14 protein-coding genes and 2 tRNA genes are annotated in these 22,035 nt (G+C 36.4%); 10 read left to right on the forward strand and 6 right to left on the reverse strand.

Annotated features, from left to right (window positions below):
- Positions 1-74 precede the first annotated feature (74 nt).
- Genes BUC16_RS15825 through BUC16_RS15835 form a run of 3 tightly spaced genes read left to right on the forward strand, consistent with a single transcriptional unit; the run spans position 75 to position 7,842 of the window.
- The gene (locus BUC16_RS15825; protein WP_073371791.1) at positions 75-2,387 is read left to right on the forward strand and encodes a T9SS type B sorting domain-containing protein; all 2,313 of its coding nucleotides are present in this window, start codon (positions 75-77) and stop codon (positions 2,385-2,387) included.
- Between the two features lie 24 nt (positions 2,388-2,411).
- On the forward strand, positions 2,412-7,367 hold the full coding sequence (locus BUC16_RS15830; RefSeq protein WP_073371792.1) for an FIDD domain-containing protein: 4,956 nt from the start codon (positions 2,412-2,414) through the stop codon (positions 7,365-7,367).
- A gap of 55 nt (positions 7,368-7,422) precedes the next feature.
- Positions 7,423-7,842 carry a DUF2141 domain-containing protein gene (locus BUC16_RS15835; protein WP_084546307.1) on the forward strand — a complete coding sequence of 140 codons (420 nt, stop codon included), beginning with the start codon at positions 7,423-7,425 and terminating at the stop codon, positions 7,840-7,842.
- A 64-nt stretch (positions 7,843-7,906) separates the two neighbouring features.
- Here BUC16_RS15835 and typA read toward each other — a convergent pair whose 3' ends face one another.
- Positions 7,907-9,703 (reverse strand): translational GTPase TypA, encoded by a 1,797-nt coding sequence (gene typA, locus BUC16_RS15840; protein WP_073371793.1) that lies wholly within the window; start codon positions 9,701-9,703, stop codon positions 7,907-7,909.
- A 161-nt stretch (positions 9,704-9,864) separates the two neighbouring features.
- On the opposite strand from typA, the gene BUC16_RS15845 reads away from it, so the two are divergent.
- Complete coding sequence (locus tag BUC16_RS15845) at positions 9,865-11,577, forward strand: PAS domain-containing sensor histidine kinase (protein WP_073371794.1); 1,713 nt, start codon at positions 9,865-9,867, stop codon at positions 11,575-11,577.
- A 2-nt stretch (positions 11,578-11,579) separates the two neighbouring features.
- Positions 11,580-11,981: a response regulator gene (locus BUC16_RS15850; protein WP_073371795.1), complete on the forward strand. Its 402-nt coding sequence runs from the start codon at positions 11,580-11,582 to the stop codon at positions 11,979-11,981.
- A 59-nt stretch (positions 11,982-12,040) separates the two neighbouring features.
- On the opposite strand, the gene rpsT is transcribed toward BUC16_RS15850, so the two are convergent.
- From rpsT to proS, 4 genes are all read right to left on the reverse strand, one after another.
- The gene (gene rpsT, locus BUC16_RS15855; RefSeq protein WP_073371796.1) at positions 12,041-12,292 is read right to left on the reverse strand and encodes a 30S ribosomal protein S20; all 252 of its coding nucleotides are present in this window, start codon (positions 12,290-12,292) and stop codon (positions 12,041-12,043) included.
- Between the two features lie 155 nt (positions 12,293-12,447).
- Positions 12,448-12,519, reverse strand: a tRNA-Glu gene (locus BUC16_RS15860).
- A gap of 47 nt (positions 12,520-12,566) precedes the next feature.
- Positions 12,567-12,638, reverse strand: a tRNA-Glu gene (locus tag BUC16_RS15865).
- 77 nt (positions 12,639-12,715) lie between these two features.
- A complete protein-coding gene (gene proS, locus BUC16_RS15870; protein WP_073371797.1) occupies positions 12,716-14,194 on the reverse strand; it encodes a proline--tRNA ligase in 1,479 nt (492 codons plus the stop codon).
- 101 nt (positions 14,195-14,295) lie between these two features.
- Between proS and BUC16_RS15875 the strand changes: the two genes are divergently transcribed.
- From BUC16_RS15875 to BUC16_RS15895, 5 genes are all read left to right on the forward strand, one after another.
- Entirely contained in the window at positions 14,296-15,192 is an 897-nt protein-coding gene (locus BUC16_RS15875; protein WP_073371798.1) for a hypothetical protein, read from the forward strand.
- Between the two features lie 50 nt (positions 15,193-15,242).
- On the forward strand, positions 15,243-16,748 hold the full coding sequence (locus tag BUC16_RS15880; RefSeq protein WP_073371799.1) for an OmpP1/FadL family transporter: 1,506 nt from the start codon (positions 15,243-15,245) through the stop codon (positions 16,746-16,748).
- Between the two features lie 259 nt (positions 16,749-17,007).
- Positions 17,008-18,309, forward strand: a complete 1,302-nt coding sequence (gene rimO, locus BUC16_RS15885; protein WP_073371800.1) for a 30S ribosomal protein S12 methylthiotransferase RimO — start codon at positions 17,008-17,010, stop codon at positions 18,307-18,309.
- Positions 18,310-18,335: 26 nt separating this feature from the next.
- A complete protein-coding gene (locus BUC16_RS15890) occupies positions 18,336-18,869 on the forward strand; it encodes a hypothetical protein (RefSeq protein ID WP_073371801.1) in 534 nt (177 codons plus the stop codon).
- A 33-nt stretch (positions 18,870-18,902) separates the two neighbouring features.
- Entirely contained in the window at positions 18,903-19,820 is a 918-nt protein-coding gene (locus tag BUC16_RS15895; RefSeq protein WP_396181288.1) for an N-acetylmuramoyl-L-alanine amidase, read from the forward strand.
- A 388-nt stretch (positions 19,821-20,208) separates the two neighbouring features.
- On the opposite strand, the gene BUC16_RS15900 is transcribed toward BUC16_RS15895, so the two are convergent.
- Positions 20,209-21,252, reverse strand: a complete 1,044-nt coding sequence (locus BUC16_RS15900; RefSeq protein ID WP_073371802.1) for an outer membrane beta-barrel protein — start codon at positions 21,250-21,252, stop codon at positions 20,209-20,211.
- Between the last annotated feature and the right edge of the window lie 783 nt (positions 21,253-22,035).

Here is a 22,035-nt window from a genome sequence, read left to right on the forward strand (position 1 = left end):
ACTATATACTCCTTTAAAAGTCTCAATTCATTAGTTTTAAAACAAATACAGATTTGTGGTATATTTGTATAACCATGAAACGGCTTCAAACCATATTAATTTTCGCCATAATTTGTTGCAATACAATTATTGTGTCTGCGCAAAATATTACCGTTGACGACACTTATAACGCTCAACAACTAGTCGAAAATGTATTGGTAAACAGTTCTTGTGCCACGGTTTCGAACTATGTGGCAAGCGGTGACAACCTACCTGTTGGACGAAATAGTTATGGTTATTTTACCAATGCCGGCGGCAGTTTCCCTTTCAAAGATGGAGTTGTTTTGAGTACCAGTTATGCAAAAAAATCAATTGGCCCATATGATACCAATCTTGTTAATATCGTAGGCAACGACGGTGATGGTGCTTGGTCAGGTGATGCAGATTTAAACCAAACATTAGGCATAAATACAGTTACTGCGACAGTTTTGGAATTCGACTTCACTCCATTGACCAATTTCTTGAGTTTTGATTATATTTTTGCTTCCATCGAATATTATGACACAAGTCCCTGTTCTTATTCCGATGGATTTGCTTTTTTAATTAAAGAAAATATACCTGGAACCACCTACAAAAATTTAGCCCTAATTCCGGGAACAACAACGCCTGTTTCTTCAAAAAACATTCACCCGGCAGTTCCGCAAGGTGGATGCCCAGCAGTAAATGAACAATACTTTAACGGATATAATAATTCCACAAGCCCCATAAATTATTCTGGGCAAACGGTGGTAATGAATGCACAAACCGATGTTGTTGCAGGGAAATCATATCATATCAAATTAGTGATTGCCAATGATAGAAATGAATTTTATGATTCGGCTGTTTTTCTGAAAGCAGGAAGTTTTGCCCCAAAAATAGACTTGGGCCCCGATCGACTAAGAGACAATCCGGTTTGTTTTGGCGAAAGCTTGGTCATTGACACAAAATTGTCGGCAACTTATGCCTACAAATGGTTCAAAAACAATGTGGAAATAATAGGCGAAACAAAACCATCTTATACCGTTACCGATACAGGAGCCTATAGCGTGGAAGTGATTTTTTCGCCTGCAACTTGCAGTGCTTTTGGAAAAATAAATATCGAGTATACTCCAAAAATCATTTTGTCCGACACCTCGCTAACCCAGTGTGACGACAATGGAGACGGAATTACCGTTTTCAATTTGACCAGGGCAGACAACATCATCAAAAACAATGACGCCACTTTAAGTCCCGTTGTCTATTATGAAACTTTGGCGAATGCGCAAGGGAAAATCAACCCAATTCAAACTCCGGATCTTTATACCAACAAACCTGCAAATCCAATACTTTTTGCAAGAGTCACCAATACTTTTGGTTGCGCCAATTATGCCCAACTCAACCTTGTCATTGCAAACAATGCCATTGCTCCCCAAAATCCTGTTTCGACCTGTGATGCCGACAGCACCCAAGATGGTTTGTACCAGTTTGACTTGAATGCCCAAGTGACGCCTCAAGTCTTGACAGGCTTGCCGCCTGGAATGATTGTGGAATATTATTTGAATCCAACGGATGGAGTTTACCAAAAATACATGCTACCCAACATCTTTAAGAACACGACCGCACATCAGCAGCTTATTTATGCCCGAATTGTAAATGGCGCCGATTGTTATGGAATTATTCCTATAACACTTGTGGTAAACACGTTCAGTCCCTCCAATTTTCAGGATGAAACGGCAGCGTTATGTATGGGAGCTACAACAATTTTAAGCGTGGCTTCAGGCTTTTCCAGTTATTTATGGAATACTGGAGGTACTACAAATTCTATAATAGTCACCACTTCCGGTAATTATTCCGTGAAAGTTACAGACATAAATGGTTGCGAAAAAACAAAAAAATTCACTGTTACAAGTTCCGGAGCTGCAACAATTACTGGAGCTTCTGTAAATGATTTTTCTGGAAACGAAAATTCTGTTTTAATAGAATATACAGGGGTTGGCAACTATGAATTTTCGCTTGACGGTTCTTATTTTCAAGACAATCCGATGTTCACTGGAATTGCTCCGGGAAATTATCTGGCTTATGCAAGAGATAAAAACGGTTGTGGTTTATCTGCCCCGTTCCAAATTTACGTGTTGGATTACCCTCGTTTTTTTACTCCAAACGGTGATGGCTATAATGATGCCTGGAAAATTAAAAACCTGGATTTATTTCCAAAAGCCGTCATAATGATTTATAATCGTTATGGAAAATTGTTAACCCAATTTAATACAAGCAACGCTGGCTGGAATGGGAAATTAAACAATTCCGAATTACCCGCTGACGATTATTGGTTTAATCTCAATTTTGGCGACGGAAAAATAATAAAAGGTCATTTTTCATTAAAAAGATAGTTTATATTTTATTATTTTTAGCAAATGAAAAAGATATTAATTTTATTTTTTGTTTTTGCCACAATAAATTGTTTTCCCCAGTTTAGCAAAACACATTATATACCTCCAATAACGGCACAAAATGGTTTGCCTGCGGATCACTATTTATACATTTCAACTCCCAACACCACTAACGTAAATTTTAAAATCATTGAAATCGGGGGAGCCATAATAACGGGTGTCGTAAGCAACAATACGCCCTACGTATATAGTATTGGCACAGGAAACACAACTCGATTGTTCACGCCAAAAACCAGTATTGGAATTGTAAAAAACAAAGGATATATAATAGAAGCAGACAATTTAGTTTATGCAAGCGTAAGAGGAAATGCTTCCCCTAATAACGGTGCCTATGCCCACGCTGGTGGACTTGTGTCAAAAGGAAATAGTGCACTTGGCAAAACATTTCGATTGGGGGCCATGCTAAATCCAAATGTAGATGGTAGTGTATTAAATTTTGCCTCTATTTTATCAACAGAAAATAATACAAGCGTTACCATCTCAAATATACCAATAGGGACAATCTTTACCGATGGGACAACTTATACCGGCCCAATAGTAGTAACCTTGAACAAGAATGAAAGCTATGTAATGGCTTTGGAAAATTATACCGGCAACAATTTCCCTTCCAACAGTTCCAAGATGATCGGGGCTTTGGTTGAAACCAATAAACCAGTGGTTGTCAATTCTGGCTCATACGGAGGAAGCAATAGCACAAGTACTAACGGACGAGATGTGGGATATGACCAAATAGTTGCTTATGAAAAAACAGGAAAAGAATACATTTTTGTAAAAGGCGTTGGAACCAATGAATTGGAACGTGTATTACTTATTGCCAATAATCCAAATACCCTAATTTATTTGAATGGTAGCGCAACTCCTTTTGCCACACTAGCCAATGCAGGTGATTATGTGGCCATTGACGGAAGCCAATTTAGTACCGGAAATTTATATGTTACCACTTCTGAAAATGTTTTTGCGTATCAAAGTATTGGAGGAACAGCAAATCCAGCAAATCAAAACTTGTTTTTTGTTCCGCCCTTGAATTGTGCCACACCCAGTAACGTTGACAACATTCCTCTTATAGAACAAATAGGAAGCGTAACATTTAATGGCGGCTTAAATATCGTTACCGAAACAGGAGCTTTAGTTAAAATAAATGGTGTTAACACCACAGCAACACCAGTTCCAATAACTGGGAATCCAGGTTTTGAAAGATATACAATTAATGGTTTATTTGGAAATATAGCAGTAAAATCAACCAAACAGGTTTATGTTTCTTACTTTGGAACTAATGGTGCGGCAACTTATGGTGGCTATTATTCTGGTTTTGATCTAAAACCAGAAATTATTTCCGACAAACTATCCGTTGTAAATTCGTCCTGTATTCCTAATGTAGTTTTAAAAATCAGCAGCTTATCCTCTTATGACACCTTTCAATGGTACAAAAATGATATCGAAATCCTAGGAGCGACCAGCAACCAATACACGCCTACCGATCCAGGTTATTATCAAGTGCGAGGAGCTATTTCTAGTTGTCCAAGCAGCAGCAGTAGTTTTGTATTTTCAGATAAAATCCCCGTTAGCAGCTGCCCAACAAACTTTGACAATGACAAAGCCAACGACAATATTGATTTAGACAACGACAATGATGGTATTGCCAATTGTACCGAATCATACGGAAACCAAAATATAAACATTTCGAATACCGCCGCAGGGAATATTGCCGTTGGCAGTTATTCGAATTCCTTTACAGGAGTAATCACATCCACTGGAGGAACATTTACGGGAAATACCGACGGCAGTTTTATTACTGAGATTCCGGCAGGAATAACAAATAATTTAACTTACAGGATGACATTTGCCAGTCCAATGAGTGCTGGAATTGAATATGTATCCACTGCCAATCCAACTGATTTATTAAATCCCGATGCTGAATATGTCGTGAGTTCTGACTCAAACAAAACCATGACCGTTCTTAATCCCAACGATCAATTATTGATTGACACCAATTATGATGGTATATATGAAAGTGGTATAACCCAATTTTCTTCTTTCGAAATACGATTTAGATTAAATGGAGCTTTGCCATTGGCTGCTGGAACTGGTACTTTCAAATTTTTAACCTATTTGGCCAATTCGATAAGTTTTACCCTCAAAAATTTATCCGACACTAATCCAAACAGAGTTTCATTAAAGTTTTTCTCATCCTGTGTTCCAAAAGATTCTGATTTAGACGGAATTCCTGACCAATTGGATCCAGACAGCGACAATGATGGCATCCTGGATACAATAGAAGCTCAAGCAAACACATCACTGGCTTTAACAAATGCCGACACAAACAATAATGGTTTAGACAATGCTTTTGAACCGGGATTCACCCCAGTTGACACTGATACTGATGGAATTCCCGATTATTTGGATTTGGATAGCGACAATGATGGAATTTCAGATGCAGTAGAAACCGGAAATGACTTAGATGCTGATGGAATTAAAAATTATCGTGATTTAGACAGTGACAAAGATTTATGCAGTGACGTCATTGAAGCTGGATTTTTGGATGCAAATGGCGATGGAATTTTAGGAGCAACAACACCTCCAACAATTAACGCAAATGGTTTGGTAACAAGCGGCATTGGCTACACGACACCCAATCTGAATTATATCACGGCAGCACCAATTGTAATAACCACTCAACCCAATGTAGCGCCAACTTGTGAATTACAAAACGCAACAGTTTCATTAGTGGATAACGGCGGAAATACCTATCAATGGCAATTATCCACTGACGGAGTGACCTGGAACAACCTTGCCAACAATGCAACATATCCTAATGTCACGGCAAACCCTTTAAACATAATAGGTGTCACCAATGCCATGAACGGTTACAAATATCGTGTGGTATTGAACAAAACAGGGAATTCATGCGGATTGACTTCGGCTCAAACCACCTTGACTGTTTATCCCTTGCCAGTTGTCAATAATGTGACAATTGTACAATGTGACAACGACTTGGATGCCATTTCAACCTTTAATCTAACGGTGAAAAACAACGTGATTTCAAGCAATTCTGCCAATGAAACTTTTACGTATTACAAAACTTTGGCTGGAGCCAATACTGCCAATGCTGCACAACTAATAAACACACCATTGGCTTTTACAAACACAACGCCAGTGACAATGCCTGTTTGGGTTAGAGTGGTAAATTCCAATGGCTGTTTTAGAACCGCTCAAATTACACTACAAGTTTTGGCCACGCAAATTCCAATTACTTTTAACCGAACTTTTGTCGTTTGTGATGATTTTCTGGATACAAACGGAGCAAGTAATACCAATAACAACAAAAGAGATGGAATTTCCAGCTTCAATTTCAGTAGTGCTACACCCGCCATCAAAGCTTTATTACCTACTGCAGGAAATTACAGTGTAACCTATTACAGAAATCAAGCGGATGCCTTAGCCGAACTCAATGCCATTACCGATATTTCCAATTACAGGAATATTGGTTATCCAAACACCCAGAATATTTGGGTTCGTGTAGATAGCGACATGGACAATGCTTGTTATGGATTGGGACCATTTGTAACTTTAACGGTAGAAAAATTACCATTTGCCAATGCTGTCCCTGTTTTCAGACAGTGCGACGACAATCAAGACGGGATTTTTCCTTTCAATACTTCAAATTTAGAAACCACTTTATTGGGAACCAATCAATCGTTCCCTGTGACCGTGACTTATTTTGATGCAGCAAACAATCCTCTGAAGGATGCCAACGGAGTTTTGATGACAAGTCCATTTCCCGCAACTTTTGCCTCAACTTCACAAACCATAAAGGCTGTTGTCATAAATAACACGACCCAAAAATGCTTTGATGAAATCACCATTCAATTTATAGTGGATGATTTACCGGAAGCCTTTGCTGTTCCAACAACTTTGACAACAACTTGCGATGACGAACCGGATCCTTTGACCCAAAACGGAAAAATTGCTTTTGACACGACTACATTCCAATCAACAATCCTTGGAACACAAACTGGCTTGATTGTTAAATACTTTGATGGAAATGGGAATCCATTGTCCAGTCCGTTGCCAAATCCATTTATTACTGGAACACAAAACGTGACAGTTGTCGTTGAAAATCCAATAAACACAACCTGTAAAGCTTCTCAAATTATTCCTTTCATAGTAAATCCATTACCCAATATCAATTTGAATACCAATGGAAGCGAAGATGAATTAGTTTGTTCGAATCTTCCAACATTTTATGTCCAACTCAATGCCGGGATTCAAGACGGCTCTCCTACGAGCAACTACAGCTATATTTGGTCAAAAGACGGAGTCGTATTAGCAGGAAAAACAGCTTATACATTAGACGTAAACGCCGAAGGAATTTATACTGTTCAAGTATCCAATATTTCTGGTTGCGGCAGAATTAGAACTATAAAAGTTACCGCTTCTGATGTGGCACATATTCAAACAACGGTTATTGTCGACATGACCGACATAAATACGATTACCATAAATGTTACTGGTGCCGGCGATTATGAATATAGCTTAGACGACTCCTCCGGCTTTTTTCAAGATTCAAACATTTTAACAAATGTTCCAGCAGGAATTCACGAGGTGTTCATAAGGGATAAAAACGGATGCGGAACAGTTTCCAAAACCGTGGCCGTTGTTGGCTTGCCAAAATTCTTTACTCCAAACAATGACGGATTTAACGATTATTGGAATGCAAAAGGAATAAGCGCCACTTTCAACTCCCATTCCATCATTTATATTTTTGATCGATACGGAAAACTGCTCAAGCAAGTTGCCGCCACAAGTGAAGGATGGGACGGAACTTTCAACGGAAAACCAATGCCCGGAGACGATTATTGGTATACCATAAAACTTGACGACGGAAGAGAAGCCAAAGGACATTTTAGTTTGAAAAGATAAATACATTTATAGATGTGCTTACCAACTAAAAATTCAAATTTAAAATAAACCAATTATGTTAAAACATTTCATCCCAATACTGCTATTCATTTCCAGCTTCGGATTTGCACAAAACCCAAACCTTAGTGTTTCTGTTTCGGGGATAAAAAACAACACCGGATCATTAACTGTCGAACTGTACAATTCCAAAGGAAATTTTCTTAAAACATCCTTTAAAACGGTTTCGACAACAATTAAATCCAATTCCGTTTCTGTTACTTTTAATGGAATTCCCAAAGGCGAATATACCGTTCTAGTCTATCACGACGAAAACAAAAACGGAAAACTGGACAAAAACTTAATCGGAATGCCCAAAGAGTCTGTTGCCTGTTCCAATAATGCAAAAGGTTTTATGGGACCTCCCAAATACGATGATGCAAAATTCACGGTTACTGCCGATACCAAAATTAACATCAAAATGACAGCTACACATTAGCCATAAAAAAATCCCAAATTCACATTGTGAATTTGGGATTTTAAATATTGAAATTTAAATAGAATTAGATTTTAAATCTTTTTCTGTCTGTTTCTGTCAAATAGATTTTTCTCAAACGAATAGATTTTGGAGTTACCTCAACATATTCATCTTTTTGAATGTACTCTAAAGCTTCTTCAAGAGAGAAAATGATTGGAGGAATAATTCTAGCTTTTTCATCATTTCCAGAAGAACGAACGTTAGATTGTTTTTTCTCTTTAGTTACGTTTACACACATATCATCACCACGAGAGTTTTCTCCAATTACCTGACCTTCGTAGATTTCAGCATTTGGTTCAACGAAGAATTTACCGCGATCTTGCAATTTATCGATAGAATAAGGAATCGCTTTTCCTTTTTCCATAGAAATCAATGAACCTTTGTTACGTCCAGCAATTTCTCCTTTGAAAGGTTCGTATCCTATAAAACGGTGTGCCATAATAGCCTCACCAGCAGTAGCAGTAAGCAATTGATTACGCAATCCAATAATTCCACGTGATGGAATATTAAATTTTACAATCATACGGTCACCTTTAGTTTCCATACTCAGCATTTCACCTTTACGCATTGTAACGAACTCAACCGCTCTACCTGAAAGATTCTCTGGCAAGTCGATTGTTAATTCCTCGATTGGCTCACATTTTTTACCATCGATTTCTTTGATGATAACTTGTGGTTGACCAATTTGTAATTCGTAACCTTCTCTTCTCATTGTTTCGATAAGAACAGACAAGTGAAGTACACCACGACCAAAAACCATAAACTTATCAGCTGAATCAGTTTCACCCAATTTCATTGCCAAGTTTTTCTCTAATTCTTTTGTCAAACGCTCTCTAATATGACGAGAAGTTACAAATTTACCCTCTTTACCAAAGAAAGGAGAGTCATTAATTGTAAACAACATACTCATGGTAGGTTCGTCGATATCAATTGTTTTCAAACCTTCAGGATTTTCAAAATCAGCGATAGTATCTCCAATTTCAAATCCTTCAACCCCAACAATCGCACAAATATCTCCAGCAATTACTTGTTGTACTTTTTTACGACCAAGTCCTTCAAAAGTGTGTAATTCTTTTATACGTGATTTAATGATAGTACCATCTCTTTTTACTAATGAGATTGGCATTCCTTCATTCAAAATACCTCTTTCCAAACGACCAATTGCGATACGACCTGTAAATGCTGAGAAATCCAAAGAAGTAATCAACATCTGTGGAGTTCCTTCAGATACTTTAGGAGCAGGAACATTTTCAACAACCATATCCAATAATGCTTCAACATTATCAGTTACGTTTTCCCAATGATCAGACATCCAGTTATTTTTGGCAGAACCATAAACGGTTGGAAAGTCCAACTGCCACTCTTCTGCTCCTAATTCGAACATTAAATCAAAAACTTTTTCGTGAACTTCTTCAGGAGTACAGTTTTCTTTATCTACTTTATTGATTACAACACATGGTTTTAATCCTAAGTCAATTGCTTTTTGCAATACGAAACGCGTTTGCGGCATTGGCCCTTCAAAGGCATCTACCAACAGACAAACTCCGTCAGCCATATTCAATACACGCTCTACCTCACCACCAAAATCGGCGTGACCAGGAGTGTCTATAATGTTGATTTTTGTTCCTTTATATACTACAGAAACATTCTTTGAAGTAATGGTAATACCTCTTTCACGCTCTAAGTCGTTGTTGTCAAGGATTAAGTCACCTGTGTTCTCGTTGTCACGAAATAACTGACAGTGATACATAATTTTATCAACCAAAGTGGTTTTACCGTGATCGACGTGGGCAATAATTGCAATGTTTCTAATAGCTTCCATCTGATTTTTTTTGAGGTTGCAAATGTACACTTTATTTTCATATAAAAAATATTTACATTTTAATAGTTACAGTTTGATAACTTTATGAAATTATGACCAAAAAATGATGCAACTTTATATTCAAACCAAAAAATATTCAAATATTTATTTATATTTGAATAATGAAAAATAAAAACAATAGAATAACTTTAATCTATATTCTGGTTTCCTTGTTTATGGTCGTTATTTGCCATGGATTATTAGGAAAATACTTTTCGCTATATACTTCTCCTTATTATTTCCTTATAGAAAACATCATATTTATAGCGGTTTCCGCAACATTTCTAAAATCCATTTTACATAAAAAAGACATCAAAAACACTGTTGTTTACAACAAGTTGAGGAATACCAATATTGAAATCAAGGAATCAAATGAAAGGTATGATATTGTGTCAAAAGCCACAAGCGACATCATTTGGGATTGGAAAATACAGGAAGACGAGATGTCATGGAATAGAGGAATTGAAAATGTTTTCGGATATGCTCCAGATCAAGTAGGTACCGGTTCAAAATGGTGGTTTGACAAGATTCATCCCGAAGACACAATTAAAATGTCTATCAAATTATATTCATTCATTGAACAAAAAACGGAAAAATGGCAAGATCAATACCGTTTTAGATGTGCAGATGGTACTTATAAATTTGTTTTGGACAGAGGTTTTATCTTGAAAGATAAAAATGGCAAATCCGTAAGAATGATTGGAGCCATACAAGACATTACCAAACAAAAAGAGGAAGAGCAACGACTCAAATTATTGGAAACCGTAATAACACAGGCCAAAGATTCGATAATCATTACCGAACCCGATTTGTATGATGGCAACATTCCTAAAATAGTGTATGTAAATCCAGCATTTTCGGTAATGTCAGGATACGAACCGGACGAAATTATAGGAGAATCTCCGAATATTTTCATAGGTCCAAATTCGGATATGCAGGAATACGAAAAACTAAGCTCTTCGATAAAAAACAAGCAAGATTGCCAGATAGAAACTATTAGTTACAAAAAAAACAGGGAGGAATATTGGGTAGGTTTTTCAATGCTTCCCGTTTACAATTCAGATGGAGAACTTTCGCACTGGGTTTCCATTCAAAGAGACATCACGGAAGAGAAAAAACAAGAAGTGGAGAAAGAACAACTCATTCGAGAATTGACACAAAACAATAAAGATTTACAGCAATTTTCTTATATCACTTCACACAATTTAAGGGCTCCGCTATCAAACTTAACCGGCCTGTTAAATTTAATTGAAGATATTCCAATTGAGAATCCTGAACTAAAAGAAATTCTGGACGGTTTCAACAAGTCTACCCACCTATTAAACGAAACAATAGAAGACTTGGTAAAAGTGATTGTCATAAAAGACAATCCATCCATACAAAAAGAAGATCTATCTTTGAAAGATGTTTTTGAAAACGTCTTTAGCCAACTGGATTTCCTCATAGGACTACACAAACCCATCATAATAATCGATTTTGAAAAAGTGGCGGTTTTACACACCAATAAAGCCTATTTGGAAAGCATATTGCTGAATCTATTGACCAATGCCATAAAATACAAATCGGAAAATAAAAAATCAAAAATAACAATCTCGGCAAATAAAGTTGACGATACCGTATTTCTTGTTTTCAAGGATAACGGAATAGGCATTGATTTGGTTAGAAACAAAGACAAAGTATTCGGACTATACCAAAGATTCCATGATTTTCCAGACAGCAAAGGACTAGGCTTGTATCTTGTCAAATCACAGGTGGAAGCCATGGGTGGAACCATCGATATTGAAAGTGAAGTTAACAAAGGCACCACATTTACATTAACATTTAAAAACAAATAAAAATGCTCGATACAATTTTATGCGTAGATGATGATCCAATAACATTAATGTTATGCAAAATGGTAATCAACAAAGCCTTGTTTTCAAATAAAATAATTACGGCCAAAAACGGAGAAGAAGCCCTAAATTACTTCAAGACATTTAAAGACGGTGATTCCGACATAAAGCCCCAATTAATCTTCTTGGATTTAAATATGCCCGTAATGGGTGGCTGGGAATTTTTGGACTGTTTCAGCACCACTGAATATTCTGAATACAATACTATAAAAGTAATTATTCTCTCTTCAACAATCGACCCGGAAGATTTAGAGAAAGCAAAAAAATACCCCATGGTACTTGATTTCTTGTCAAAACCTATTTCAAAAGAAATGCTTGAATACGTAAAGACTAAAATCCAAATATAAAGCATAAAAAAAGTCCCGAAATTATCGGGACTTTTTTTTATCTCTAAAAATTGTAATAACTACAATTTAGCAACGTGTTTCGTTAATTTAGATTTCAAATTAGACGCTTTGTTATCATGAATGATATTCTTTTTCGCTAATTTATCAATCATTGAGATTACGCTTGATAATTTTGAAGTAGCATCTGCTTTATCAGTAGCTATTCTTAATGCTTTAATTGCATTACGAGTAGTTTTGTGTTGGTATCTGTTTAATACTCTTCTTTTCTCGTTACTTCTAATTCTTTTTAAAGCTGACTTGTGATTTGCCATTTTTTTTTAATTTTAATTGTAATAATTATTATAAACTATCAGTTAAAAAAGAAAAACCTCCCACAATTGTTTTCACAATCACTTTGGTTTTAACTAATAAAACAAAAACAGGAGACACCAATCTTTATTTCATAAAACTTATTTACAACTAATTGTAGTCCCTGGGGGAATCGAACCCCCCTTACCAGGATGAAAACCTGGCGTCCTAACCGATAGACGAAGGGACCATTATGCTTACTCTTTTAAATATTTATACTCATTTTAATGAGTTTTGTAGTCCCTGGGGGAATCGAACCCCCCTTACCAGGATGAAAACCTGGCGTCCTAACCGATAGACGAAGGGACCTACTTGCGTATTGCGGATGCAAAAATACAACTATTTTCTATTCGCACAATAGCTGATGTATATTTTTTTGTTTTTTTTTAATATGCCTTGGCAAACAACACCCTTCCAGACGATGGATTACCAGTAAACACACAGCTTCCCGCCTCTTCCACTCTATTCAATGGAATACATCTTATGGTTGCTTTAGTCAATTCCTTAATCTTTTCCTCTGTCTCTGCAGTGCCGTCCCAATGCGCTGAAACAAAGCCTCCTTCGCCATTTAAAACCGTTTTAAACTCTTCAAAACTGTTTACTTCAGTAATGTGGGAATTTCTATAATCCAAAGCTTTTTTGAATAAATCTTTTTGAATTTGTTCCAACAAATCGCTGATATGAGTCACGATTCCGTCTTTAGAAACTACTTCTTTGGTCAAAATATCTCTTCTGGCCACTTCAAAAGTTCCATTTTCTAAATCTTTTGGCCCCACTGCAATTCGAACCGGCACTCCTTTCAATTCCCATTCCGCAAATTTGAAGCCTGGTTTTTGGGTAGTTCTATTGTCGTATTTAACAGATATGTTCAATTTCTTAAATGCTTTCACCAAAACATCCACTTCGTTTGAAATAGCTTCTAATTGCTCATCACTCTTATATATAGGAACAATCACCACTTGAATTGGTGCCAAACTAGGAGGCAATACCAATCCTTGATCATCGGAATGCGTCATAACCAAGGCTCCCATCAATCGAGTGGAAACTCCCCAGGAAGTTCCCCAAACGTGTTCTTGTTTCCCTTCGGCATTGGCAAACTTAACATCAAAAGCTTTCGCAAAATTTTGCCCTAAAAAGTGCGAAGTCCCGGCTTGCAATGCTTTTCCGTCTTGCATCAAGGCTTCGATGCAATAAGTCTCTTCAGCTCCCGCAAAACGTTCTGTTTCTGTTTTTAATCCTTTTATTACTGGAATTGCCATAAAATTTTCGGCAAAATCAGCATATACATTCATCATTTTTTCAGATTCTTCAATTGCTTCAGCTTTCGTGGCGTGTGCGGTATGTCCTTCTTGCCATAAAAACTCCGCTGTTCTTAGAAACAACCGCGTTCTCATTTCCCATCGCACCACATTTGCCCATTGGTTAATCAACAACGGCAAATCTCTATAGGACTGAATCCATCCTTTGTAAGTAGACCAAATAATTGCTTCACTCGTAGGACGAACAATTAATTCTTCTTCCAATTTTGCATTCGGATCAACAATTAATTTACCTGGATTATCAGGGTCATTTTTCAATCTATAATGGGTCACGATGGCACATTCTTTAGCGAAACCTTCTGCGTTTTTTTCTTCGGCTTCAAACATGCTTTTTGGTACAAACAAAGGAAAATAAGCATTTTGGTGTCCTGTTTCCTTGAACATTTTATCTAATTCCGCTTGCATTTTTTCCCAAATTGCATAGCCGTAAGGCTTGATAACCATGCATCCTCTAACTCCTGAATTTTCAGCCAAATCGGCTTTTACAACCAGCTCATTATACCATTTAGAATAGTCGTCTGCTCGTGTAGTAAGGTTCTTGCTCATATTGAATAGTTTGGCACAAATTTTGTTTTAATTATTTTAACTAAAAAGTTCAGCAAAACTAACTATTTTTGTAATGTGCAACAATAAAAAACCCCATTGATATGAAAACAAATCTATTTTTCTCCAGAAATGCTGCCCTTTATACATTAATTGGGTTTTTAAGTATTATTGTGGCATCTTGTGGTTCTTATCAAAATAGCTCCTATTATGACAACGACGGCATATATGGAAATTCTGCGAAAAAAGAAGTTCAAAACAGTTCGAGTAAACAATACCAACAATATTTTAGTTCATTACAAGAAGAAAACAAAACTCTAGGCGACACTATTGATATTTCAACCCAAGAATATCCTGGTTGGGGAGACAATCCTACAACAACTTCAGTAAATGTATATGCTGACCCTTGGAGTATGTCGATAGGTTTTGGTTTCGGATATGGTTATGGATACGGATACCCTTATTATGGTTATGGCTGGGGCTACCCTTATTATGGATACGGATATCCTTATTACCCATACTATCCATATTATCCATGTTACGGATATGGTTATGGCTACGGATACAACAACAATTATTCGTACAACTCCAGCAGAAGAGGCTCTTCCTACGCCAATGGAATATATAGCAACAATAGATATTCACAAACCTCAGCTACTACAAGAGGCGTAAACAGTACTTACGACAGAAGAAACTCCACCAATACTCGTAGCACAACTCAAAGAAACTCTTCCTTTTTGACACGAGATTTTTCTCAAAATCAATCTCAAAATAATTCGGCACAATCAAGAACTAGTGCAAATACAAGAACTAGTTCAAATACAAATAGCTCCAGAAGCCAAAATTATACTCCTACATCAAGATCATACAACAACACTCCAAGTTCCAGCAATTACAGCAGCGGAAGATCATCATCGAGCGGCAGTTCATATGGTGGTGGATCATACGGCGGATCTAGCGGCGGCGGCGGAAGATCTTCTGGTGGCGGTGGAAGAAGATAATCATCTTTCTTTTTTCTAAAATAAAAAACTCAAAACTAATTGAACTAAAGATGAAAAAATACATATACCTTTTATTTGCCGGCCTCTCTTTTAGTGTTGCCCAATCACAAGAAATCTCGGACGCTATGCGTTATGCACAAGATAATTTGAGTGGAACGGCCCGTTTTAGAGCCATGGGTGGTGCTTTTGGAGCCCTTGGTGGTGATTTATCTTCCATAAACGTAAATCCTGCAGGTTCGGCCGTTTTTTCAAACAACCAAATCACTTTAACTTTAAGCAATTTCAACACTAAAAACAATTCCAATTATTTCGGAACCCATACTTCGGCCAACGACAATGCTTTTGAGATGAATCAAACCGGAGGCGTTTTTGTTTTCAGGAACCATAACCCCAATAATGACTGGAAAAAATTCTCTTTTTCGATAAACTACGAAAACATAAACAACTTTGACAACACCGTGTTCTCTGCCGGTGTAAACCCAACCAATTCAGTTGATGGTTATTTCTTGAGTTATGCCGATGGCGTACCATTATCCGTCTTGCAAGATTCCTTCTATGGCGAATTAGACCATGGTGCCCAACAAGCCTTTTTGGGTTATCAAGCCTACATAATCAATCCTGTTGATCCAAATGATGCAAACAACTCACAATACACTTCAAACGTTACTCCCGGAGGTAATTATTATCAGGAAAATAGTGTCTACTCCAATGGTTACAACGGAAAACTTTCCTTTAATATGGCCACCTCATTCAAAGACCAGATCTATATAGGGATAAACTTAAATTCACATTTCACGGATTTTTATCGCTCCTCTACTTTTTACGAAAGAAACGGCAACCCCACTAATCTCGATTTCACGGTAAAAAGTATAGCCTTTGACAATGACTTATACACCTACGGAACGGGATTTTCATTTCAAATAGGAGCCATTGCAAAAGTTACCAATGAAGTCCGTTTAGGATTAGCTTACGAATCCCCTACTTGGTATCATTTGAGTGATGAATTTTCTCAAGACATTGCGGCTGTAAGCGAAAACATCAATGGTGAACTGCCGGCAGATATCGTGAATCCCAATATCATTAATTATTATTCTCCTTACGAATTACAAACTCCAGGGAAGCTTACCGGAAGTTTTGCCTATGTTTTTGGAAAAACTGGATTATTAAGCATTGATTATGCCATAAAAGATTATGGCAACACCCAATTCAAACCTAGCAATGATGTTTATTATAGAGGCTTGAACAACGAAATGAGCAACACTCTCAATACCACTAGCGAACTGAGAATAGGTGGCGAATATAAAATAAACGGATGGAGTCTTAGAGGCGGATACCGTTTTGAACAAAGTCCCTACAAAAACTCTTCAACCATTGGCGATTTGACAGCTTTTTCAGGAGGATTCGGTTATAATTTTGGGGTTTTCAAGTTAGACTTCGCTTATTCTCATTCAGACAGAAATTCACAACAACCCTTCTTTAATCAAGGATTTACGGATGCTGCCAGAATTAATACCCAAAACAACAACGTATCAATGACTTTCCTGTTTGAAATGTAAACTTTCGAACAGTATTTTTGAATGATTTAATAGAAAACCATTTCATTTATTGAAATGGTTTTTGTTTTTGAAAGGTTTTATGAAACACCAAAAGTCATAAAATAGCCCCGATGGAAGCGACATACTCTTGAGGCGGAGTTCGCCACAAGAGATATAGCGGACAGCGGGACAAAACGCCTGTAAATAAATAAAGGTTTGCGCTTCTAAAAATAAAAATCGTAATTTTGCAAAATTCCCAAAATATCGGGATTATATAGCTATGAGAACCAAGTCTTTAAAAAAGAACAAAATAAACGTGATCACTCTTGGGTGTTCAAAAAATGTGTATGACAGTGAAGTACTGATGGGACAACTTCGTGCCAGCGGAAAAGATGTCGTGCATGAGCAAGAAGGAAACATCGTCGTGATTAATACCTGTGGATTTATTGATAATGCCAAGGCAGAATCCGTAAACATGATTCTGGAATATGCAGACAAAAAAGAAAAAGGATTAGTTGACAAAGTTTTCGTAACTGGATGTTTATCTGAACGCTACAGACCCGATTTAGAAAAAGAAATTCCCAATGTGGACCAGTTTTTTGGAACTACCGAATTACCTTCCTTGTTAAAAGCTTTGGGAGCCGACTATAAACACGAATTATTGGGAGAACGTTTGACAACGACTCCAAAAAATTATGCCTACCTAAAAATTGCCGAAGGTTGCGACAGACCTTGTAGTTTTTGTGCTATTCCAATTATGCGAGGCAAACACGTTTCGCAAACCATCGAAAAATTGGTTAAAGAAGCGGAAGGTTTGGCAAAAAATGGCGTAAAAGAATTAATCTTGATTGCACAAGATCTGACTTATTACGGATTGGACATATACAAAAAACGTAATCTTGGCGAATTGCTGGAAGCTTTGGTAAAAGTGGAAGGAATTGAATGGATTCGTTTGCATTATGCTTTCCCTACCGGTTTTCCGATGGATGTTTTGGAAATCATGAAGCGTGAACCAAAAATTTGCAATTATATCGATATTCCGTTGCAACACATTTCAGATTCCATTTTGAAATCGATGAAACGTGGTACCACGAAAGCAAAAACAACAAAATTATTGAAAGAATTCCGCGAAGCAGTTCCGGGAATGACCATCAGAACCACATTGATCGTGGGTTATCCTGGTGAAACACAGGAAGATTTCGAGATCATGAGGGATTGGGTTCAAGAAATGAAGTTCGAACGTTTGGGTTGTTTTACTTATTCGCACGAAGAAAACACAAGTGCCTACGATTTGGTTGACGATGTTCCCGATGACGTAAAACAAAGCCGTGCCAATGAGATCATGGAAATTCAATCACAAATTTCATGGGATTTGAACCAAGAGAAAGTTGGCAAAACCTTCCGTTGCATCATCGACAGAAAAGAAGGCGAACATTTTGTTGGAAGAACTGAATTTGACAGCCCTGACGTGGACAATGAAGTCCTTATTGACGCATCAAAACATTACGTAAAAACAGGGGAATTTGTCATGGTAAAAATTACCGATGCAACAGAGTTTGATTTATTTGCCGAACCTATCTAAATTTATATTTTTTTAAAATACTAACTATGAGAACAAGACAAACATTCCTAGTATTTGCATTTATGCTATTATCCGTTACAAGTGTTTCTGCCCAATATGGCGGAAACGGATACGGAGGAAATGGTTACGGAGGAAATGGCTATGGGGGAAATGGTTATGGCGGCGGAATGAACCAAATGGGCAGCGCAATGAATCAACAAAGTCAACCGGAAAAACCAAAAGAAATCCCGGCTGACGTGACTGCTGCCAAAATAACTGCAGACATGAAACCCGCTTTAAATCTTGACGAACTCCAAGTAATTGCAATAACCAATGTCCTCATAGAAAGCCTCAATACTCAAGGTAGAATATTAAAACAAGACTCGACTCAAGATGAACAAATGAAAGATTTTCAAGCTCTTTCAGAATCTACGGATCGAAAAATAAATCAATTTTTGAACAAGGAACAAAAAGAAAAATATCTTGTTTTTAAAGAAGACAGAAAAAACCAGAAAAAATCAAAAGACAAATCTAAATCCAAAACAAAGGAGAAACCAAAAGAGAAAGAGAATCAGGAATAATTTCTTTTTTAAAACCAAATAACCTTATATACCGTGAACCATATTACAAAACAAGCTTGTTTTTATCTGATTTCAGCAATTATCATTACTTCTTGCTCTTCGAATCCGTATAAAAAAAGTGAAAAGTCATACAAAGAGCAGTTGCACAATTACAAGGAAACCATTTCAAAGATGGAGCCAGCAAAATTGGAAACCAGCAGTACTACCGTATTACCCAACGAATCTGTTCCTGTAGACCCTTTAGTGCTTTACAAGGACACTTTGTCCATAAAGTCGCCCGTTGTTTTGTCAAACGGAATCAGCACCGAATGGATCAGCACTGTTAATTTTAATCTTAGGAAACCTAATTTTATTATTATCCATCACACTGCCCAAGATTCATTGGCACAAACATTAAAAACCTTTACCAAAACAACATCTCAGGTAAGTGCCCATTACGTAATTGCAGAAGACGGCAGAGTGGTTCAAATGGTAAACGATTACCTTAGAGCTTGGCACGGAGGAAATGCAACTTGGGGAAAAAACAGCGATATTAATTCGGCATCAATTGGAATTGAATTGGACAATAACGGAATCAAACCTTTCACGGACCAACAAATAATAAGTCTTTTGGCTTTGTTGACAAAACTAAAAAAAGACTACAATATTCCCGTACAAAACATAATTGGACATTCCGATATTGCACCAACCAGAAAAAAAGACCCTAGCGCATTGTTTCCTTGGAAACTTTTAGCCATAAATGGTTTTGGAATTTGGCCAGACAACGTTTTAGAACCGGCTCCAACCGATTTCAACGTAGAACAAGGTTTGCGAATTATTGGTTACAACACCAAAAATCTTCCTTCGGCTATTATGGCATTTAAACTCCATTATATCCAATCGGAAGTTGATTCGGTATTAGATGAAAAAACGACAAACACCATTTACAACATCTACAAGAAGCAACAATAATTAGCTTAAAACAGTTTAAAAAGCGGTCTTTGAATCATTTCAAAGGCCGCTTTCTTGTTTTTAACATCTTGTGTTTCCAAAATTGGAATTAACACCAATGCCCAAAAACACTTGAACATTTTGACAATCTTTAGCTATTTTCTATTCCTAATATTTATTGTCGTTTCAACCAAAGCAAGAATAAAATGAAACGCGAAACATGATTGATTCGTTCCTTGTAATGACTATAAAACCATTTTCAAACCCCATTCAGAGTAAATTACTATCCGAATGACATAACTCCATAGTTACGTTCCAAAAAATCAAAACATTCTAAACAAGACGTAAAAAAAACTGCCAAGACACTAAGTTGCATCTTGGCAGTAAAAAAAAATGTTTTTCTAACTTATTAGAACGAATATGTAGTCGCTAACAAAACATATGTATTCGATTGTGTTCCTGCTCCATCACTATCCAAAAAAGTATCTTCCGAAGAATTATCAAATCTAAACTCTGGAATAATGGTTAGATTACCCACTTTGTAGTTTAAAGACAAAGTATTACCCAATACATTCCCTCCTACCGCATTTGCAGAAAGACCATCTTTATCGTCAAAATACTCTAATCTGTAAGCCAAGCTAAGGTTGTCTTTTATAGCATATCCAGCGTATCCAACTAAAGAGAACCAAGATCCATCTAAACTGCTGTCGAAATCATCATTTACATTAGCAACAGTTGCATTAAATCCTAAAGAGAATTTATCGCTTAATTTTTTAGATGCCACAAAATCAAATTGAGTCACGTTTTTGTCTGAAGCAGGATTGCTGCTACCTGTAGTTACGTTAAAATAAGCACTTCCAGTTTCTCCAACATAACCTAATTGACCGATAAAAGTTTTTTGAGTTGATTGTGCATCAATTGCAGATTTAAAATCGGTTGGGTTAGTAACCCCAGCCATGATAGTGAATTTACCTGCAGTATATTGTGCTTTAACACCTGTATTAAAGAAAGGCCCGTTAGTAAATGCATAAGACATACTGTAGTTTTTGTTGTCTACTGCATCCAATAATTCGTAACCTACATGAGTTCCGAAACTACCCAACGTAATTTTAAATTTATCAGAAACATCATAAGTAAATGTCAACTGTTTGATCATAAAAGTATTTGCATCATCATTATATGTAAATTCCGAAGCTCTACTTCCAAAACCTAAATCAACAAAAACGGATGCTTTACCGAATTTGTGCGAAGCCTCGACAGAAGCCATACCCAATTGAAATGAATCGCTAGCGTTAGTAAAGCTAGTAGAAACTGGTTGAGTTGTTTGTGTAGAAAAATCATACTTGTAAAATGCGTCTGCAGATCCTGCAAATACTGTTGCCGGTGCTGCGTCCTGTGCAAATGTCATACTGCTCGTAAGCATTAATGCTAAAATAAGGGCTACTTTTTTCATGTTCAATTTAGTTTAATTATTAATTTAGTTTTGTTTGTTTTTAAAATTACGACTGTTAAAAAATGCTTTCAAAAATTTCAAAAAAACATCATTTTTCAGTCCTAAATTCATGCAGGAAGATCTTTTTACCTGTGGCAAATCTATTAACTTATATTTTACTTGAATACAAAAAAATTACTTTTTTAACTCTTTTTCGAAAGAATTATCAATAAACAAGAAATGATTGTTAAATAATATATATTCCATATTTTAAACAGTTTTTTTTACAAAATCAATATCTTATTTTTTCATTATACCCCCATTTTTTTAACCAAACTCAATAAAAAAGATAAAAAATAGCCATAATAGTGATTTTAAATCATTAAAAACCACAAACACCCCTAAAAAAATTAAAAATATCGTTTTTTTATTAAAAATTCAAAAAACACCCCGTCAACTAGTCATTCATGAATAATACCTAATTTAAAACCCGAAAAGAGTCATTTTTCCAAGCAAAAACACTTTGCTTTATTCAATGACAATTAGAATAATTTAAAAGATTCCTAATTGTGGTTTATTGAACATTGATAACTCCTTTAAAAAAAAGACTTGTTATATAAATCATAAAAAGAAAGAAACCCAGATGTTAATTTTATTTTAAATTTGTCAAAATAACTTTGATTCCATTAGTTAAATTCTATTTTTGCGGTTATGAAGATGATGGCACAACTATTATTGTTTGTTTTTATAACTTTTCTTGCTACACCAACTGTTGTTAGTGTAATAAAGAAAGGTGTCGATACG

Origin of the sequence: Flavobacterium fluvii (assembly GCF_900129545.1) — a bacterium.
Taxonomy (GTDB): domain Bacteria; phylum Bacteroidota; class Bacteroidia; order Flavobacteriales; family Flavobacteriaceae; genus Flavobacterium; species Flavobacterium fluvii.

Coding starts and splice junctions, on each gene's coding strand:
- BUC16_RS15825 (WP_073371791.1), top strand. CDS start 75: ATGAAACGGCTTCAAACCATATTAATTTTCGCCATAATTTGTTGCAAT.
- BUC16_RS15830 (WP_073371792.1), top strand. CDS start 2,412: ATGAAAAAGATATTAATTTTATTTTTTGTTTTTGCCACAATAAATTGT.
- BUC16_RS15835 (WP_084546307.1), top strand. CDS start 7,423: ATGTTAAAACATTTCATCCCAATACTGCTATTCATTTCCAGCTTCGGA.
- typA (WP_073371793.1), bottom strand. CDS start 9,703: ATGGAAGCTATTAGAAACATTGCAATTATTGCCCACGTCGATCACGGT.
- BUC16_RS15845 (WP_073371794.1), top strand. CDS start 9,865: ATGAAAAATAAAAACAATAGAATAACTTTAATCTATATTCTGGTTTCC.
- BUC16_RS15850 (WP_073371795.1), top strand. CDS start 11,580: ATGCTCGATACAATTTTATGCGTAGATGATGATCCAATAACATTAATG.
- rpsT (WP_073371796.1), bottom strand. CDS start 12,292: ATGGCAAATCACAAGTCAGCTTTAAAAAGAATTAGAAGTAACGAGAAA.
- proS (WP_073371797.1), bottom strand. CDS start 14,194: ATGAGCAAGAACCTTACTACACGAGCAGACGACTATTCTAAATGGTAT.
- BUC16_RS15875 (WP_073371798.1), top strand. CDS start 14,296: ATGAAAACAAATCTATTTTTCTCCAGAAATGCTGCCCTTTATACATTA.
- BUC16_RS15880 (WP_073371799.1), top strand. CDS start 15,243: ATGAAAAAATACATATACCTTTTATTTGCCGGCCTCTCTTTTAGTGTT.
- rimO (WP_073371800.1), top strand. CDS start 17,008: ATGAGAACCAAGTCTTTAAAAAAGAACAAAATAAACGTGATCACTCTT.
- BUC16_RS15890 (WP_073371801.1), top strand. CDS start 18,336: ATGAGAACAAGACAAACATTCCTAGTATTTGCATTTATGCTATTATCC.
- BUC16_RS15900 (WP_073371802.1), bottom strand. CDS start 21,252: ATGAAAAAAGTAGCCCTTATTTTAGCATTAATGCTTACGAGCAGTATG.